11 protein-coding genes and 1 pseudogene are annotated in these 15,327 nt (G+C 72.7%); 6 read left to right on the top strand and 6 right to left on the bottom strand.

Annotated features, from left to right (window positions below):
• Positions 1–131: 131 nt before the first annotated feature.
• From J7E86_RS24855 to J7E86_RS24840, 4 genes are all read right to left on the bottom strand, one after another.
• A complete protein-coding gene (locus tag J7E86_RS24855; protein ID WP_215084387.1) occupies positions 132–923 on the bottom strand; it encodes an ABC transporter ATP-binding protein in 792 nt (263 codons plus the stop codon).
• Between the two features lie 463 nt (positions 924–1,386).
• On the bottom strand, positions 1,387–2,385 hold the full coding sequence (locus tag J7E86_RS24850; RefSeq protein WP_251019635.1) for an AraC family transcriptional regulator: 999 nt from the start codon (positions 2,383–2,385) through the stop codon (positions 1,387–1,389).
• 292 nt (positions 2,386–2,677) lie between these two features.
• Positions 2,678–3,523, bottom strand: a complete 846-nt coding sequence (locus tag J7E86_RS24845; protein ID WP_215084385.1) for a carbohydrate ABC transporter permease — start codon at positions 3,521–3,523, stop codon at positions 2,678–2,680.
• 186 nt (positions 3,524–3,709) lie between these two features.
• Positions 3,710–5,071, bottom strand: coding sequence for a cation:dicarboxylate symporter family transporter (locus J7E86_RS24840; protein ID WP_215084421.1), 1,362 nt, complete (start codon positions 5,069–5,071; stop codon positions 3,710–3,712).
• A 150-nt stretch (positions 5,072–5,221) separates the two neighbouring features.
• Here J7E86_RS24840 and J7E86_RS24835 point away from each other — a divergent pair, with 150 nt between their 5' ends.
• The 4 genes from J7E86_RS24835 (at position 5,222) to J7E86_RS24820 (ending at position 9,985) form a co-directional block, all read left to right on the top strand.
• Positions 5,222–6,877, top strand: a complete 1,656-nt coding sequence (locus tag J7E86_RS24835) for a sensor histidine kinase (RefSeq protein ID WP_215084383.1) — start codon at positions 5,222–5,224, stop codon at positions 6,875–6,877.
• Positions 6,874–7,572 (top strand): response regulator, encoded by a 699-nt coding sequence (locus J7E86_RS24830; protein WP_215084381.1) that lies wholly within the window; start codon positions 6,874–6,876, stop codon positions 7,570–7,572. Before J7E86_RS24835 ends, J7E86_RS24830 begins: the two co-directional genes overlap by 4 nt.
• Positions 7,573–7,749: 177 nt before the next feature.
• Positions 7,750–9,117 (top strand): extracellular solute-binding protein, encoded by a 1,368-nt coding sequence (locus J7E86_RS24825; protein WP_215084378.1) that lies wholly within the window; start codon positions 7,750–7,752, stop codon positions 9,115–9,117.
• A 1-nt stretch (position 9,118) separates the two neighbouring features.
• The gene (locus J7E86_RS24820) at positions 9,119–9,985 is read left to right on the top strand and encodes a carbohydrate ABC transporter permease (RefSeq protein ID WP_215084376.1); all 867 of its coding nucleotides are present in this window, start codon (positions 9,119–9,121) and stop codon (positions 9,983–9,985) included.
• 23 nt (positions 9,986–10,008) lie between these two features.
• Here the strand turns inward: J7E86_RS24820 and J7E86_RS24815 are convergent, their stop codons facing one another.
• Positions 10,009–10,602, bottom strand: a complete 594-nt coding sequence (locus J7E86_RS24815) for a TetR/AcrR family transcriptional regulator (protein WP_215084374.1) — start codon at positions 10,600–10,602, stop codon at positions 10,009–10,011.
• Positions 10,603–10,753: 151 nt separating this feature from the next.
• Here J7E86_RS24815 and J7E86_RS24810 point away from each other — a divergent pair, with 151 nt between their 5' ends.
• On the top strand, positions 10,754–12,433 hold the full coding sequence (locus J7E86_RS24810) for an MFS transporter (RefSeq protein WP_215084372.1): 1,680 nt from the start codon (positions 10,754–10,756) through the stop codon (positions 12,431–12,433).
• A gap of 90 nt (positions 12,434–12,523) precedes the next feature.
• Here the strand turns inward: J7E86_RS24810 and glgB are convergent, their stop codons facing one another.
• The gene (gene glgB, locus J7E86_RS24805) at positions 12,524–14,716 is read right to left on the bottom strand and encodes a 1,4-alpha-glucan branching enzyme (RefSeq protein ID WP_215084370.1); all 2,193 of its coding nucleotides are present in this window, start codon (positions 14,714–14,716) and stop codon (positions 12,524–12,526) included.
• Between the two features lie 22 nt (positions 14,717–14,738).
• Here glgB and J7E86_RS24800 point away from each other — a divergent pair.
• A pseudogene (locus tag J7E86_RS24800) lies at positions 14,739–15,327 on the top strand (hypothetical protein); the annotation flags it as partial.

Raw genomic sequence — 15,327 nt, 5'->3', positions numbered from 1 at the left:
GGCGATCGGTCGCTACGGGCGCGGGCGCGCGGGTGGCCGGCGCGTACGGGCGGCGGACTCGTCCCGGCGCTCGCCGTGTGCGGGCGGCCGGCGGCACCGCGCGGGCGCGGGGAACGGGGGCCGTCCGTTCCTCAGCTCGTGCGGCCCTTCGCGTCGAAACGCTTCATGCGGTCCAGGACCGCGTCGGCGGTGGGCTCGCGCAGCTCGTCGACGACGCGGCCGTCGGCGAGGAAGACGACGCGGTCGGCGTAGGAGGCGGCGACGGGGTCGTGGGTGACCATGACGATCGTCTGTCCCAGGGCCCGTACGGACTCGCTGAGGAAACCGAGGAGTTCGGCGCCGGAACGGGAGTCGAGGTTGCCGGTCGGCTCGTCCGCGAAGATGATCTCGGGCCGGGCGGCGAGGGCGCGGGCCACGGCGACGCGCTGCTGCTGGCCGCCGGAGAGCTGGCTCGGGCGGTGCGCGAGCCGGCCGGAGAGGCCGAGGGTGTCGACGACCATGTCCAGCCACTGCTTGTCGGGCTTCCGTCCCGCGATGTCCATCGGCAGCGTGATGTTCTCCAGCGCGGTGAGCGTCGGCAGCAGGTTGAACGCCTGGAAGACGAACCCGATCCTGTCCCGGCGCAGCCGGGTCAGCTGCCGGTCGCCGAGCGAGGCCAGCTCGACGTCACCGATCCGGGTGGAGCCGGAGGAGACGCTGTCCAGCCCGGCCATGCAGTGCATCAGCGTGGACTTGCCGGAGCCGGACGGCCCCATGATCGCGGTGAACTCCGCCCGGCGGAACTCCACGGAGACCGAGTCCAGGGCGGCCACCCGGGTCTCACCCTGCCCGTAGACCTTGCTGAGGCCGGAGGCACGGGCGGCGACGAGGCCGTGGAGGGTGCGGTCGGACGGGGAAGCAGGGAAAGCCGTCGCGTGGGACACGAGGTCTCCTCCGGAGGGGTTCGAGGGAGTGGGCGGGCCGTACGCGCCCGGGGACGGGGCGCAATGGCCGGAATCAACTCCTCCAATTCTGGGCGCCACCAGCGCGCGGGACCTCAGCCGCACGACCTGAACCCGGCACCGGCCAAAAGGCCGACGGGGGCGTCGGCGCGTAGTCCTTGAGAGGGACGCCGTCATCCTGAGGGCGCATGGGCCCCTGCGGGGGGCTCGGCGGTGTGGGGCGGTGCCCTGCGGGGCGGCGGCATGGGCACAGGGGTTGTACCGGCCGGTGGCGTGGGTGCGTTACGGGCGTGGGGCATGAAGGGCGACCCGGGGCCCGTGGGGGCGACCCGGTGTGGACGCCCCGTCCGTACGTCTCGGCGCCCGCTCACGGCCGGCGGCCTGTGAAGCCGCTCGTCCGCGGTCGCCTCAGCGCGTACCTACGAACGGGGCCCGCGGCCGGACGTCACCCCCGTAGCGTCCGCGACGGTGCGTGCCCGTGGGCGCGCCGGTATTCCGCCGCGAAGCGGCCCAGGTTGCCGAAGCCCCAGCGGTAGGCGATCTGCGCCACCGTCGCGTCGGGGCGCCCGCGGGAGGTCAGGAGTTCCTGGTGTGCCCTGCCGAGGCGGACCTCGCGCAGGTACCCCAGCGGCGTCGTGCCCAGGTGCCGGCGGAACGCCTCCTGCAGGGCGCGGGCGCTGACCCGGCCGGCCGTCGCGAGGTCGGCCAGTGTCAGTGGCTGGTCGGCCTTCTCTTCCGCGAGCGCCATCGCCCGGCGCACCGCCGGATGCGCGACCACGCCCGGCCGCTGCGCGTCCACCCCGTCGGTGATCAGCTGATGCGTCTCCATCAGCATCGCCGCCGTGGTCTGCGTCAGCTGCGACGCCACGAGCGGGCTGGTGCGCGCGATGCCCTCGCCGAGGATCTCGCGGTGCACCGCCGCCGAGATGCCGGCCCAGCTCCGCGCGGCCCCGGGCGAGAGCGCGCCGGCGAGCGAGAACCGCGCCCGTAACGGCCCCTCCACGCCGAGCGCGTCGGCCGCGGCCTGCTCGATCGTCTCGCGTGTGAGCCGGACCGTGGTCATCCGGGCGCCGGGCGCCCAGTGCACCTTGAACCGGCGGTACGGATCGAGGACGTACGTCTCGCCGGGCCCGACGACGCGCTCCTCCCGCCCGGGGGAGAGCACCTTCACCCGCCCCCGCACGAGCTGACAGACCAGCAGGTAGGAGTCCAGCGGCTGGGGCGCCACCAGGGTCTCGGCCCCGTACTGCAGCCCCGACACCGTCACCCCTGGGAAGCTGCCCTCCGCGTACCAGGCGGAGAAGTCCTTGGGGTCGCCGAGCACGCTGAGCTCGTACGGGCTGTAGGCGGTACTGATGATCTCCCGGGTCTCGTCGAGATCATTGCTGAGGACGAGGGTGCGCATGTTGCCGGGAGCGTTGGGGCCGACGCCGGGTTCGGTCATGAGGCTTTCCTCGGGTGCCCGCGTTCTCCGGCCTGGAGCCGCGTTTGGCGAGTAGCCGACAGGTGGCCCCGTTAGTACCGTTCTGCTTGGCCGCAGTCAAGGCGAGGGCTCGTCCCGCAGCTGTTTCGGGACAGCCCCGGCCGCTCGGCCACGGCCCTGGATCCACGGGGGACATCCAGGGCCGGTTCCATCGGAGGGGGTGCCCCGCCGTCTCAGCGGACAGGCGGCGGGGTCTTCCCCTCTTCGCGTTTTTCCTCCCGGTTCATCCCTGGGCAGCGCCACTCGTCCCTCGTCATCCCTTGACCGCGCCGCCGAGCGCGAAGCCGCCGCCGAGCCGGCGCGAGATGAGCGTGTACAGCAGGACGACGGGCGTCGAGTACAGGATCGAGAAGGCCGCCAGCTGCCCGTACGCCACCTGCCCGTAATTGCCGAAGAACGTGAACACCGTGACGGATGCGGGCAGTTGCTCGGGCGAGAGCAGCAGCAGGAACGGCACGAAGAAATTACCCCACATCAGGACGAAGCAGTAGATCGCCACGACCGCGACGCCGGGCCCCATCAGCGGCAGCACGACGCGCGCCAGCGTCTGGAACCACCCCGCGCCGTCGGTCCAGGCCGCCTCCTCCAGGGTCTTCGGGACGCCGTCCATGAAGTTCTTCATCAGCCAGATGGCGAAGGGCAGCTGGGCCGTCGCCATGAACAGCGCCGTGCCGTAGACCGTGTCGATCAGATCGATCCGTACGAACAGCCCGTAGACCGGCACCATCACGGCGGTGATCGGCAGGCAGGTGGAGAACAGGATCGTGAGCAGGTACGGCCGGTTGAACCGGGACCGGAACCGCGACAGCGGATACGCGGCGAGGGCCGCGCAGGTCACGGTGAGCGCGGTCGCCCCGCCGCAGAGCAGCAGGCTGTTGAGCATCGGCGTGAACGTGATCTCGTCCGTCAGCACCGCCGAGAAGTTCTCCCCCGTCACGGAGGCGGGCACCTTCACCCGCAGCCCCGCCTCGGAGTCGAAGGACGCCAGCAACAGCCAGAGGAGCGGCAGCGCGAAGGAGACGGCGACACCGAGCAACGCGGCGTCGGCGGCGAGACGGTGACGGGTACGGCGGGGCAGACGGGCGGGGAGCGGGGGCATGGCACCTCCGGGGGGCTACGTGCTGCTGTGGGATGAGTACCCAGCCCGCGCGGGCCGATCCGGGGCGGCGCCTCCCGGCCCCGGCCGTTCATCCGGAGCACCCCCCCCCGCGGAAGCGGCGCCCCGCCGGGCGGTCCGAGCCATCCGGAAAACGGGGCCCCGCCGCCCGGCGGCAGGGCCCCGCCGTCACACCGCCGCCGGCTCCCGCTGCTCCGGCACCGGCGCGTGGTCGTCCACCAGGGTCGTCTCGTCGAAGGGAAGGCGGCCCGCCAGGACCTCGCCCACCCGGGACTTGTCGATCTCCTTCGTCCACGTGCCGACCAGGACCGTGGCCACCGCGTTGCCCGCGAAGTTCGTCAGGGCGCGGGCCTCGCTCATGAAGCGGTCGATGCCGACGATCAGGCCGACGCCGTCGACCAGTTCCGGGCGGTGGGACTGGAGGCCGCCGGCGAGGGTCGCCAGGCCCGCACCGGTCACGCCCGCCGCCCCCTTCGAGGCGACGATCATGAAGAGCAGGAGCGAGATCTGCTGGCCCAGCGACAGCGGGTCGCCCATCGCCTCGGCTACGAAGAGCGAGGACATCGTCAGGTAGATGGCCGTGCCGTCGAGGTTGAAGGAGTAGCCGGTCGGCACGGTGATGCCGACGACCGGCTTGCTGACGCCCAGGTGCTCCATCTTCGCGATCAGGCGCGGCAGCGCCGACTCGGAGGAGGAGGTGGACAGGATCAGCAGGAACTCCCGGGCCAGGTACTTCAGCAGCGCGAAGATGTTCACGCCCGCGACCAGCCGCAGCAGCGTGCCGAGCACGACGACCACGAACAGCAGACACGTGATGTAGAAGCCGACCATGATGACGGCGAGCGACTTGAGCGCGTCCACGCCCGTCGCGCCGACCACCGCCGCCATCGCGCCGAACGCGCCCACCGGCGCCGCCCACATGATCATGGACAGGATGCGGAAGACCAGCCGCTGGAGGTGGCCGATGCCGCGCAGCACCGGCTCGCCGGCCGGGCCCATCGCCTGCAGGGCGAAGCCCGCGAGCAGGGCCACCAGCAGGGTCTGGAGGACCTCGCCGCCGGTGAAGGCCGAGACCATGGTGGTCGGGATGATGCCGAGCAGGAACTCGGCCGTCGACTCGTGCGCGCCCTTGGCCTGCGCCTCGCCCGCGTGCCGCACCGACTCCGTCAGGTGCAGGCCGCTGCCGGGTTCGAGGACGTTGCCCACGACCAGGCCGATGGCCAGGGCCACCGTCGACATCACCATGAAGTAGCCGAGCGCCAGGCCGCCGACCGCGCCGACCTTGGCCGCCTTCCGCACGGAGCCCACGCCCAGCACGATCGTGCAGAAGATGATCGGCGAGATCATCATCTTGATCAGGTTCACGAAACCGGTGCCGAGCGGCTTCAGCTCCACCGCCACCCCCGGCGCGGCGAAGCCGACCGCGATGCCGACGAGCACGGCCGCGATGACCGCGAGGTAGAGGTAGTGCGTACGGTCCCGCCGGCCAGCCGGCCGGCCGTCCTTGCCCGGCGGTGACTGCGCTGTCACGGATGTCACGGGGGTCTCTCTTCGTCGTCGCGGCTCTGTGCAGCCCCCTCTCCCGACGAGTGGGGCTCCGGAGACTATGCACGGGTCTGTGACCGCGGTCACCCTTACGTGCATTACGTTCATGGCCGGGCCCGGGTCAGACTGTCCGCCATGCGCAGACCCCGCATCCGCCGCCCCCACAGCCTGGCCGGCCGCCTCTTCGCGATGCAGACCGTCCTGGTCGCCGCCGTGGTGGCGGGCTGTGCCGCCTTCGCGTACGCCGCCGACCGCGGCCAGGCCGAGGACGCCGCGCGCGGCCGGGTCACCGCGGCCGCGGCCGCCGTCGCCGCCTCGCCGGGCGTACGGGACGCCGTCCGCTCGACGGACCCGGCGGCGGCGCTCCAGCCGTACGCCGAGCGGGTGCGCCGCGACACCGGCGTCGATTTCGTCACGATCATGAATCCGGACGGCATCCGCTGGACCCACCCCGACCCGGCCCGCATCGGTGAGCCGTTCCTCGGTCACACCGGGCCCGCGCTGCGCGGCCGCGCCTTCTCCGAGACGTACACCGGCACGCTGGGGCCCTCGGTGCGGGTCGTCGTGCCGGTGACGGACGGCGGCCGGGTCACCGCGCTGGTCAGCGCCGGCATCACGGTCGAGGCGATCAGCGCGCAGATCCAACGGCAGCTCGGCTGGCTGCTCGGCGTCGCGCTGGCCGCGCTGGCCCTCGGCGGGGCCGGCACGTACCTCCTCAACGCCGGCCTGCGCCGCCACACGCACGGCATGAACGCCGCCGAGCTCAGCCGCATGCACGACTACCACGAAGCCACCCTGCACGCCGTGCGCGAGGGGCTGCTGATGCTCGACGGGCAGCGGCGCATCGCGCTCGTCAACGACGCCGGGCGCGAACTGCTGGGCCTGAGCGGCGAGGTGGTCGGACGGCCCGTCGACGGGCTCGGGCTGCCGCCCGCCCTCACGGAGGCCCTGACGGCGGCCGGGCCGCGCGTGGACGAGGTGCACCTGACCGCCGACCGGATCGTGGTCGTCAACACCTCGCCGGTGTCGGGCGGAGAGCGCCGCGGGACGGTCGTCACCCTGCGCGACCACACCGAACTCCAGGCCCTGTCCGGAGAACTGGACTCCGTGCGCGGCTTCGCGGAGGCGCTGCGCTCGCAGGCGCACGAGGCGGCGAACCGGCTGCACGCCGTCGTCTCCCTCATCGAGCTCGGCCGCGCCGACGAGGCCGTCGAATTCGTCACGGCCGAACTCGAACTCGCCCAGGCCCTCACCGACCAGGTCGTCACCGCCGTCGCCGAACCCGTCCTCGCCGCGCTCCTCCTCGGCAAGGCCGCCCAGGCCAACGAACACGGCGTCGAGCTCGTCCTCGACCCCGACACCCGTGTCGACGACGGCCTGCTGCCGCCCGGCCTGCCGGCCCGCGACCTCGTGACCATCCTGGGCAACCTGATCGACAACGGCGTCGACGCCGCCGCCGAGGAGGCCCTGCGCACACCGCACGGCCCGGAGCACCGCCCCCACGTCACCGTCACCGTACGGGCCGACGACGGCGAACTGCTGCTGCGCGTCACCGACAACGGCGGCGGGGTCGCGCCCGAGGCCGTCGACGAGGTGTTCCGGCGCGGCTGGTCCACCAAGTCGCCGGGCACCGCGCCGCACGGCCGGGGCCTCGGGCTCGCGCTCGTACGGCAGGCCGCGCGGCGCAACGGCGGTACGGTCGCGGTCGCCGGAGCCCCGGGCGGCGGCGCGGAGTTCACCGTCCGGCTGCCGCTGCGGGTGGGCGCCGAACCAGTGGGGGCGCACGCATGAGCACACCGCAGCCGGACCCCCGGCCGATCCGCGTACTCGTCGTGGAGGACGACCCCGTCGCCGCCGACGCGCATGCCCTCTACGTACGGCGCGTGCCCGGCTTCACGGTCGCCGGGGTGGTGCACACCCGGGGCGACGCCGCGCAGTTCCTCCAGCGGACGGCCGTCGATCTGCTGCTGCTCGACCTGTACCTCCCCGACGGGCACGGGCTGCCGCTCGTCCGCTCCCTGCGCTCCGCCGGCCACACGGCGGACGTCATCGCGGTGACCTCGGCGCGCGACCTGGCGGTCGTCCGCGAAGGGGTCTCGCTGGGCGTCGTGCAGTACGTCCTGAAGCCGTTCACCTTCGCCACCCTGCGCGACCGGCTCGCCCGCTACGCGGAGTTCCGCGCGGTGGCGGGTGAGGCGAGCGGCCAGGAGGAGGTGGACCGCGCGCTCGGCGCGCTGCGGGCGCCGTGGCCTGCGGCGTTGCCGAAGGGGCTGAGCCCGGCGACGCTTCAGACGATCACGGGGGCGTTGCGGGAGGCGGGGCAGGAGGGCATCTCCTCGGCCGCCGCGGCGGCGTGCCTGGGGATCTCGCGGATCACCGCGCGGCGGTATCTGGAGCATTTGGTGACGACGGGGCGGGCGGGACGGGCGCCGCGGTACGGGCAGGTGGGGCGGCCGGAGCTGCGGTACCGGTGGCTGGTGCCGTAGGGGCTTTCTCCCCGGCCCGCCCCTTCCCGCAACCGGCGGCTCCGCCCCCGCACCCCCGGCCCTCGATCGCCGGGCGGGCTGGATGTGGTGCCCCGGACGGGCTACGGGGCGCGGTGGCGTGCCGCTCCTCCCGCGCGGGAACGTTTCAGTTGCCGTCCCGGCTCGTAGGAGGTCGCCGTGCGTACCGTCGCTCCTCTGCTCCTCGCCGCCGCCACGTTCGCCGCCGCCGTTCCGCTCACCGCCTGCGGCGGAGGGGCGGGGCGCGACCCGGACACCGTGAAGGTCGTCTACCAGCGCAGTACCGACAACAAGGTCCGGATCATGGACGAGTACCTGGCCGGGATCAAGAAGCGGTTCGAGCGCGAGCACGAGGGCAAGAAGCTGCGGCTGATCCCCGTCCAGGCGTCGCAGGCGGACTACTACGCCAAGGTCCAGCAGATGATGCGGTCGCCGAAGACCGCGCCGGACGTCGTCCGTGAGGACACCTTCCTGATCAACTCGGACATCAAGGCCGGGTACTTGAGACCGCTGGACGACAAACTGGCGGGCTGGAAGGACTGGGACCGGTTCATTCCGACCGCGAAGGCGGCGGCCAGGGCGGAGGACGGCAGAACCTACGGCGTACCGGACGGCACGGACACCCGGGGCCTGTGGTTCAACAAGGAGATCTTCGCGAAGGCCGGACTGCCCGCCGACTGGCGGCCGCGGACCTGGCAGGACGTGCTGGAGGCGGCCCGTACGGTCAAACGGAAGGTGCCCGGCGTCATCCCGCTCAACATCTACACGGGCAAGGGGCCCGGCGAGACGGCCACCATGCAGGGCTTCGAGATGCTGCTGTACGGCACCGGCGAGGATCCCCTCTACGACCCGGCGGCGAAGAAGTGGGTGGCCGGGGGCCAGGGCTTCAAGGACTCCCTGGAATTCATCCGGACGGTGTACGGCGAGAAGCTCGGCCCCGAGCCCACCGACGCCCTCGACGCCAATGTGTACACCCGCGTCACCACCGAATGGCTGCCGCGGGGCAAGCTCGCCATCGACCTCGACGGCAACTGGCTCGGCAAGTACTGGCAGCCGTCCGGCAGCACCCCCTGGCCGCGGTGGTCGCGCGTGCTGGGCCAGGCGCCCTTCCCGACGCAGCACGGCGAGGCGCCGGGCGAGGTGAGCCTCTCGGGCGGCTGGACGTGGGCGATCGGTGCCAGGTCCGGCACACCGGACCTGGCCTGGCAGCTCATCGAGACGCTCCAGACGACGGACAACGCGACCGAGTGGACCGTCCGCGACGGGCAGATCGCGGTACGGGACGACGTGGCGGCCACGGAGAAGTACCGCGCGTCGGTCCCGGGCATCGAGTTCTTCACCGCGCGGGTCAGGAACACCCACTACCGGCCCACCCTGCCGGTCTATCCGCAGGTCTCGGGCGCGATCCGGGACGCGATGGAGTCGGTGACGACCGGCGACGCGTCCGTGGCGGAGGCCGCCCGGCGCTACGACGAGCGGCTGCGGTCGATCGCGGGCGGCGACGGCGTGACCGCCGGGGGGCGGTGAGGTGCCCGCCGCCGTCCGGCGCGCGGCGCGCTGGCTGCCGATCGCCCCGGCCACCACGCTGCTGCTGCTCTTCCTCGCGGGCCCGATCGCGTACTGCGTCTACCTCGCCTTCACCGACACCCAGCTGACGGGCCAGGCGTCCGCGTCGTTCGTCGGCCTCGCCAACTTCCGCCGGGCCTTCGCCGACGACGGCTTCCGCAACGCGGTGGTCCTCACGCTCGTCTTCACCGTCCTGTCCTCGATCGTCGGCCAGAACACCCTGGGCTTCGCGCTGGCGGCGCTGATGCGGCGCGCCTCCCGGCCGGTACGGGCGCTGACGGGCGCGGTCGTGGTGGCGGCGTGGGTCGTGCCGGAGATCGTGGCCGGCTTCCTGCTCTACACCTTCTTCAACCGGCGCGGCACGCTGAACGCCGTCCTGGACTGGCTCCACCTGCCCGCCCAGAACTGGCTGTTCACCCTGCCCATCCTGGCCGTCTCCTTCGCCAACGTCTGGCGCGGTACGGCCTTCTCCATGCTCGTCTACTCCGCCGCGCTGTCCGAGATCCCCCGGGACGTCACGGAGGCGGCGGAGGTCGACGGCGCGAGCGGCGTCCGCCGCTTCTGGCACATCACCCTGCCCATGATCCGCCGGTCCATCGCCACCAACCTGATGCTGAACACCCTGCAGACGCTGTCGGTTTTCGGCCTCATCTGGGCCATGACCCGAGGCGGCCCCGGCGACCGCAGCCAGACCCTGCCGGTGTTCATGTACGACCAGGCGTTCCTGAAGTCCCTGATCGGCTACGGCACGGCGGTCGCGCTGCTCCTGCTGCTGGTGGGCGCCCTGTTCTCGGCCGTCTACCTGCGGCTGATGCGGGAGGACGTCTGACGGGGGCCGCTTCCCGAGGGCCCCTACGGCAGGCGCGCCACCAGATCCGTCGCCTCCTTCACCGGGAGTCCCGCCGCCGTCAGGGTGGTCACGGCTGCCGAGCGGCCCGCCTTCTCGGGGGCCAGGGCGCCGTCGTTGACGGCTTGCATCAGCCCGAAGAGAACCTGTTCGCGGACGTACGCGAGGGCGTCGGCCGGCAGGGGTGAGACGAAGCGGCCCTCCTCCAGGCCGCGCCGCAGGACGGCCGCGCCGGCCAGGCGGACCGGCTCCAGGCGCTTGCGGATGCCCTCGACGGTGACGCTGCGCTGGGCGAGGGAGACCAGCAGGCGGTAGCCGTCGGCGATCTCCCAGACGGCCAGGATGGAGCGGGCGAGCGCCTCGGCCGGGTCGGCGACGTCGCGCAGGGCGGCGGCGTGCGCAGCGCCCACGGCCTCGGCGGCGTCGTCGACGAGAGCGCCGATCAGGGCCTCGCGGCTGGGGAAGTGCCCGTAGACCGTGCGCCGTACGACGCCCGCCGCGCGGGCGATCTGATCCATGCTCGCGTCGGCGTCGCGCAGCAGTTCGACCAGCGCGATGTCCATGATGCGGCGGCGATTGGCGTCCGCTCTGCCGGCCATTGGGTCTCTTCTCGATCGGGCGTCCCCCGGACACCACCGGCGAAATCGCGGCGGTCCGCTGGGTTCATTTTGCACACGGCTGGGCAGACGCGTAAATTGCACAGCGGTGTGTAATTGCACAGTAGTGTGCAAGATTCCGAAAGGGGGGCCGATGGGCCTCGCGATGTCGACTCCGGTCGACGAGATGGACGGTCCGTACAAGAGGCGCTGGGCGGCACTGGGTGTCCTGTGCCTGAGCCTGCTGATCATCGTCATGGCCAACACGTCGCTGACGGTGGCGGCCCCGGACATGGTCAAGGACCTCGGCCTCGGCAGTTCGGACCTGCAATGGGTGATCGACGGCTACACCGTGCCGTACGCCGCGCTGATGCTGATCCTCGGCGCCGTCGGTGACAAGTACAGCCGCCGCGGCGCGCTCGTCCTCGGCCTCGTCGTGTTCGGCGCGTCCTCCGTGGCCGGCTCGCTCGTCGACAGCTCCACCGGCGTCATCGCCGCACGCGCCGCCATGGGCGTGGGCGCGGCCATGATCATGCCGGCGACCCTGTCGCTGCTCGCCGCGACCTTCCCGCGCGAGGAGCGCGCCAAGGCCATCACCATCTGGACCGCCACGGCCGGCCTGGCCATCGCCGTCGGCCCGCTGGTCGCCGGCGCGCTGCTGGAGGACCACGGCTGGGCCTCGACGTTCCTCATCAACGTGCCGATCGCCGTCCTCGGCATCATCGGCGCCCTGCTGCTCGTACCGCCGTCCAAGGCGACCGGCGTCGACAAGATCGACTACATCGGTGGCCTGCTGTCCGTCATCTGGGTCGGCTCGCTGATCTACATGATCATCGAGGGCCCGCACTTCGGCTGGGGCGCCAAGGCCATCGGCGCCGCCGTGCTCGCCGGCGTCGGCCTGGTCTGCTTCGTCCTGTGGGAGCTGCGCCACCCGCGCCCGGTCCTGGACGTCCGCCGCTTCGCGCAGCGCGCCTTCGCCGGCTCCACGCTGGCCGTCGCGCTGTTCTTCCTCGCCGTCTTCGGCGCGTTCTACTACCTCACCCAGCACCTGCAGTTCGTGCTCGGCTACTCGCCGCTCGACACGGGTGTGCGGATGCTGCCGCTGGCCGGTGCCGTGTTCGTCGGCGGCGCGCTCACCGCCTTCCTCACGCCGAAGTTCGGCATGAAGATCACGGTGGCCCTCGGCATGACCGTCGGTACGGTCGCCATCGCGCTGCTCACCCGCGTCGACGCGGACTCGACCTACAACGACTTCGTCGTGCCGCTGATGGTCCTGGGCCTGGCCATCGGCCTGTCCCTGTCGCCCTGCACCAACGCCATCATGGGCTCCTTCCCCGAGGACCAGCTCGGCGTCGGCGGCGCGGTCAACAGCACCTCGATCGAGATGGGCGGCTCGCTCGGCATCGCCATCCTCGGCACCGTGCTGGCCAAGACCTACTCCTCCAACCTCGCCGACGCCGCCGCCAAGGTGGCCGCCGGCGGCGGCCCGAAGCTGCCGGAGAAGGCCCTCTCCGCCGCGCAGGACTCCGTCGGCGCCGGCCTGTACGTCGCCCAGGAGGCCGGCAAGCAGGTCGCGGCCGGTGCCGCGCCGAAGATCGGCGCGGAGAAGGCCGCACAGCTCGGTGCCCAGCAGGCGCAGAGCATCGTCGAGGCCGTGCACAAGGCGTTCGCCGACTCCGTCGCCCACACCAGTGTGATCGGCGCCGTCATCCTCGGCGTCGGCACGGTCGTGGTGACCCTCCTCCTGCCGCGCCGCGGCCCGCAGGCCGCCGCGGCCCCGGTCGCGGCCGGCGGGAAGAAGGCGGACAAGAAGAAGGCGGACGAACGCGTCTGACCTCCGCCCCGGATCCGGTGCCCCGTACCTCCGCCGAGGTACGGGGCACTTCCGTGTCCGGGCCCGGCACCCGCCGGGAACCAGGCGGCGCTACGCCGGACGGAACCACACCGTCGACAGCGGCGGCAGCGTCACCGTGACGCTCGCCGGGCGGCCGTGGTGGCGGACGGCCTCCGCCTTGAGGGGATCCGGGTTGGTCACACCGCTGCCGCCGTAGCGCTCGGCGTCGGTGTTGAGCACTTCCTGCCAGGCCGTGTGCCGGGCGGGCACGCCCAGCGGGTAGCCGTGGCGGACCACGGGCGAGAAGTGGCTGACCGCCAGCAGCGGCGAGCCGTCCGCGTCATAGCGCAGGAACGCGAAGACGTTGTCCTCGCTCGCGCCTCCGTCGACCCACTCGAAGCCCTCGGGCACGGTGTCGCGCTGCCACAGCGCCGGCGTCACCCGGTACACCTGGTTCAGGTCGCGCACGAGGTCCCGTACGCCCCGGTGGTCGGCCTCCGCGGAGTACGAGGGGTCCAGCAGCCACCAGTCGGGGCCGTGCCCCTCCGACCACTCGGCGCCCTGGGCGAACTCCTGCCCCATGAACAGCAGCTGTTTGCCGGGATGGGCCCACATGAACCCCAGGTACGCGCGGTGATTGGCACGCTGCTGCCACCAGTCGCCCGGCATCTTGGAGACCAGCGACCGCTTGCCGTGCACCACCTCGTCGTGGGAGATCGGCAGCACGTAGTTCTCGCTGTACGCGTAGATCATGGAGAAGGTCATCTCACCGTGGTGGTACTTGCGGTGGACCGGCTCCTTGGAGACGTAGACCAGCGAGTCGTGCATCCAGCCCATGTTCCACTTCAGCCCGAAGCCGAGGCCGCCGAAGCCGCCGGGGCCCACGTGGTGCGTGGCGCGCGTGACACCGTCCCAGGCGGTCGACTCCTCCGCGATGGTGACGACGCCGGGGCAGCGGCGGTAGACCGTGGCGTTCATCTCCTGGAGGAACGCCACCGCGTCCAGGTTCTCCCGGCCGCCGTGGACGTTGGGCGTCCACTGGCCCTCCTCGCGGGAGTAGTCGAGGTAGAGCATCGAGGCCACGGCGTCCACGCGCAGGCCGTCGATGTGGAACTCCTGGCACCAGTACACGGCGTTCGCCACCAGGAAGTTACGGACCTCCGTGCGGCCGTAGTCGAACTCCAGCGTCCCCCAGTCCGGGTGCGCCGCCCGCGCCGGGTCCCCGTGCTCGTACAGCGGGCGGCCGTCGAACTCCGCCAGCGCCCAGTCGTCCCGGGGGAAATGCGCCGGCACCCAGTCCATCAGCACGCCGATCCCGGCCCGGTGCAGCGCGTCGACCAAGTACTTGAAGTCGTCGGGGGTGCCCATGCGGGCGGTCGGGGCGTAGAAGCCGGTGACCTGATAGCCCCACGAGCCGCCGAAGGGGTGCTCGGCGACCGGCATCAGCTCGACGTGCGTGAAGCCGAGGTCCGTGACATAGGCGGGCAGCTGCTCGGCGAGCTGCCGGTAGGTCAGCCCCGGGCGCCAGGAGGAGAGGTGCAGCTCGTACACGGAGAACGGCGCCTCGTGCACGGGCCGCTCCGCGCGGCGCGCCATCCACTTGTCGTCCCGCCAGCGGTGGTGCGAGGCGTGCACGATGGACGCGTTGGCGGGCGGCACCTCGGTGCGCCGGGCCATCGGGTCGGCGCGCATCGTGTGCGAGCCGTCGGGGCGGGTGATCTGGAACTTGTACAGCGCGCCCTCGCCGACGCCCGGCAGGAACAGCTCCCACACCCCAGCCCCGCCCAGCGAGCGCATCGGCTGGCCGGTGCCGTCCCAGTAGTTGAAGTCACCGGCCACGCGCACGCCCTGGGCGTTCGGCGCCCACACCGTGAACCGGGTGCCCGCCACGCCCGCGTGCGTCATCGGCTCGGCACCCAGCGCGCGCCACAGCTCCTCGTGGCGGCCCTCGCGGATCAGGTGCAGGTCCAGCTCGCCGACGGCCGGCAGGAAGCGGTACGGGTCCTCGATCTCCAGCTCGGCGTCGTCGTAGGTCACCACCAGGCGGTAGCCGGGGATCTCCGGCAGCGGAAGCACCCCCGCGAAGAGCCCGTCACCCTCGTCGTACAGCTCCGCCCGCAGCCCCTCGGCGGTGACCGCCACCGAACGGGCGAACGGGCGCAGTGCCCGGAACGCCACGCCGCCGGGTGCCAGGTGAGCGCCCAGCAGCGCGTGCGGATCGTGGTGCGCCCCGTACAACAGCCGCGCCCGCTCGTCACCGGACAACGGCTCGCAGGGGGCCACGGGGGTCCCTGCGGGGGCGGCCGTGGGCTCCGCCGCGGGCGTCGGCAGGCCCCCGGCCGGGGGCCCGGCCGCCGACTCCGGACCGGTCTCCGGCTCCACCGCGGCCCCGGGCGGCGGCCCGGCCGCCGACTTCGCGCCGGGCCCGGCCGCCGAACCGGCCACGGGTACGGGTACGGGTACGGCCGGAGTCTCCGTGCCGGTCTCGGGCTTCGGTTTGGCTCCGGGCGCGGCCCCGGGCGTCGACTTCGTGCCGGGCCCGGGCGCCGAACCGGCCACGGTCGTCGGGCCCGTACCTCCGGGTTCGGGCTTCGGCTTGGCTCCGGGCGTCGACTTCGCGTTGGGCCCGGGCGCCGAACCGGCCACGGTCGTCGGGCCCGTACCGCCGGGTTCGGGCTTCGGCTTGGCTCCGGGCGCCGACTCCGCGTCGGGCCCGGCCGCCGAACCGGTTACGGGTACGGCCGGAGTCTCCGTGCCGGTCTCGGGCTTCGGCTTGGCTCCGGGCGCGGTCACGGCCGTCGACCGTGGTCCGGGCCTCGGCGTCGGCCCGTCCCCGGGTGTGGGCATGCCCGGCACCTCCGGGCCGGTCCCGCGCCCCGGGCCGTTCGACGGCC

This window comes from Streptomyces sp. ISL-11 (assembly GCF_018614525.1).
Taxonomy (GTDB): Bacteria; Actinomycetota; Actinomycetes; order Streptomycetales; family Streptomycetaceae; genus Streptomyces.
The sequence above is the reverse complement of the archived record's forward strand: the minus strand, read 5'-3'. Positions and strand labels throughout refer to the sequence as shown.

Excerpts from the sequence above, each read along its gene's own strand:
- J7E86_RS24810 (WP_215084372.1), top strand. The coding sequence starts at position 10,754 with ATGGGCCTCGCGATGTCGACTCCGGTCGACGAGATGGACGGTCCGTAC.
- J7E86_RS24815 (WP_215084374.1), bottom strand. The coding sequence starts at position 10,602 with ATGGCCGGCAGAGCGGACGCCAATCGCCGCCGCATCATGGACATCGCG.
- J7E86_RS24830 (WP_215084381.1), top strand. The coding sequence starts at position 6,874 with ATGAGCACACCGCAGCCGGACCCCCGGCCGATCCGCGTACTCGTCGTG.
- J7E86_RS24835 (WP_215084383.1), top strand. The coding sequence starts at position 5,222 with ATGCGCAGACCCCGCATCCGCCGCCCCCACAGCCTGGCCGGCCGCCTC.
- J7E86_RS24845 (WP_215084385.1), bottom strand. The coding sequence starts at position 3,523 with ATGCCCCCGCTCCCCGCCCGTCTGCCCCGCCGTACCCGTCACCGTCTC.
- J7E86_RS24850 (WP_251019635.1), bottom strand. The coding sequence starts at position 2,385 with ATGACCGAACCCGGCGTCGGCCCCAACGCTCCCGGCAACATGCGCACC.